Annotated in this window: 2 protein-coding genes; both read right to left on the reverse strand. The window is 54.3% G+C overall.

Going from position 1 to position 1,083, the window contains the following annotated elements; genetic code table 11:
* Positions 1–104 precede the first annotated feature (104 nt).
* Positions 105–338, reverse strand: a complete 234-nt coding sequence (locus tag GOB93_RS20925; protein ID WP_173585274.1) for a transposase — start codon at positions 336–338, stop codon at positions 105–107.
* A 489-nt stretch (positions 339–827) separates the two neighbouring features.
* Positions 828–1,083 (reverse strand): UDP-galactopyranose mutase (locus GOB93_RS20930; RefSeq protein WP_277877367.1); only part of this gene is annotated, 256 nt, incomplete at its 5' end.

A 1,083-nucleotide genomic window follows, 5' to 3' on the forward strand; every position in this document is an offset into this window, starting at 1 on the left:
CCCCGGACCAGATGGCCAACAGCAACGCCGTCAGAAGGGCGGCATAACAACAACCGGGTATAGCTTATCAAGCCCGCAAAACTGTCCGAACGGACGGGACCACCTCAGTCATTCCGCCTTTCGGGTGCCCTGTGGCTTGGCTCTGAGTCTCCCCTGGTCCCTTTGCCGCCGCCGTGAACTTTCACAATCGTCGCGTCGACCATGGTATATTCCCTGCCCGGGTAGTCAGGCAGGTCATCGAAAGTTCCCTTGAATACGTCGGCGTTCCAGTTGCCGAATACGGCAGGCAAATCGGACCACTGGCCGCCGATGCGCGCAATCCACAGCACGGCCTCCATAAAAAGTCCGTTGTACGCGCTCCGGCCTCGCCGGACTGACGCAGTTCAGAGGCCCTGTAACACGCTGTGATAAACTGAAATCGAGTTTCCCCACTGCCGCTCAGTTCGTCGCAGTTGTCATTGGGATTAACTAACAGCCGACGCTACGACAGCGCCGAGATTCGGATCATCCTCAACGCGATCCAGAAATTTCGACTATGGGTGGACAGGCGGACGATTATGGGGCGAATCTTCGGTTAGATTACCAAATCGCGGCACCCGCTCCAAGATTTAGAGTGGTGCGTTGACATGTCACAGGGCGTGAATACCACTGCCACGGGCAGCAATGCCATGGGGCCGAAATCCTCATCCATAATTTTCCGAACAGATTGCTGGATCGATTGGTGACCGTCGCGGCAACCCTGTCATGTCGCACCTCGTGCGACTGCGAGCAGAAGAACTATCACATCGTTATTCAAAGACTGATTACGGAAGAACCATCCTACTCATTCATTGTGGATCGATAAAGAAAGCCGGCAGTTCTGACGGCGATATCTGCAGAGCGCTGTCGATTTTGTCGCAGGCCATCAATGCTTCGCTTATAGTCACATCCATATCAAGATAACGGTACGTTCCGAGGCGTCCGAGAAAAGATACCCCTTTTTGCTGCCGGGCGAGTTCTATGTAGCTGTCAAGCATACGTTTTTCGTTAACCTGCCGGATCGGATAATAAGGCACGTCCTCCTGCTCAGCAAGGCGGCTGTAT

It is taken from the genome of Acetobacter musti, from assembly GCF_011516835.1.
Lineage (GTDB): Bacteria > Pseudomonadota > Alphaproteobacteria > Acetobacterales > Acetobacteraceae > Acetobacter > Acetobacter musti.